Annotated in this window: 1 protein-coding gene and 1 pseudogene; both read right to left on the reverse strand. The window is 46.8% G+C overall.

Annotated elements, in window-relative coordinates; translation table 11 throughout:
• Window positions 1-184 (reverse strand): annotated as a pseudogene (locus AAC01S_RS19835) (hypothetical protein); the annotation flags it as partial.
• 64 nt (window positions 185-248) lie between these two features.
• Window positions 249-1,132, reverse strand: an 884-nt coding sequence (locus AAC01S_RS18475) for an ABC transporter permease (protein ID WP_067625996.1), incomplete at its 5' end; no start/stop codon positions are given.

The raw sequence follows: 1,132 nt of genomic DNA on the forward strand, positions 1-1,132 counted from the left end.
CCTTCCAATACTCGATACCCGATAAGAATGTAATGACGTAGTAAGTTTGATTAGCGTTCCCTACGAACGGAGTCTTGGATCCACTAGTCGTCGATGATGCTGCATTCGCGGTTAAAAGTCCCGTTGAAAGAATTCCAGCTGTTCCAAATGCAATCAAACCCGACAAAAATGTTCTTTTAAACATAATGCTTCCCCCTCAATGCGATAATTCTGATATTCATGCTCACTTTTATTGCGGGCATGGCAACCTAAGACGACTTTCCACGATGCGTCAAAACGTCCAGTGTAACTGCGCCAATGAGTACACACCCAACAACCATGCTCTGCCAATAGACGGAGACATTCAGTAAAACTAGAGCATCGTTTACCAACCCCACAAGCAAACTCCCCAGCAGAGCACCCAGAACAGTCCCTTCACCTCCAGTTAAACTCGCCCCGCCAATAATACATGCTGCAATTGCCTGGAGTTCCATACCCTGGCCGGCAGTTGGCGACGCTACACTAAAACGTGAAAGCGTTAGTATCCCTGCTAAGCCAGCGAGTAGGGCGGTTACAATATATATCCATGTCTGGATCTTAGCTACGCGGAGTCCGGACATGAATGCTGCGTTTTGATTACTTCCAACGTAATAAACCTTTCTCGCTACAATCGCATTTCGCATCAGATAGTCAGCCACCACAATTACCAACGCCAATATCCATATCAGTGTGGGAATCCCTAAAATAGAGCCCTGGCCGAGAAAAGTGAACGTCCCCGACAAAGGCACAGAAAGCGGTGCACCTTGAGTAACTACATATGCCACACCTTGAATTACCCCTTGCATACCCAAAGTCATGATAAATGGATTAATCTTCACTCGCCCGATAAACAGTCCTGTCAATATGCCAGAGAGAAGACTGGATATCAGCCCAAGAAAAGCCGCCAACCAGACATTCATTCCATTAAGGGCAAATTCACCTGCAACGACGCCTGACATGGACATAACTGATCCGACAGACAGATCGAATCCACCTGAGACGAGAGCAACTGTCATACCTACAGAAACAATTGCCGTCATCACGACCCCTAGTACGGTCGTAGTAAGGTTGTCAACAGTAAAAAATGCGGGGGATACCAAACCTCCTGAATCCG

This window comes from Alicyclobacillus acidiphilus NBRC 100859, from assembly GCF_001544355.1.
GTDB classification, from domain to species: domain Bacteria; phylum Bacillota; class Bacilli; order Alicyclobacillales; family Alicyclobacillaceae; genus Alicyclobacillus; species Alicyclobacillus acidiphilus.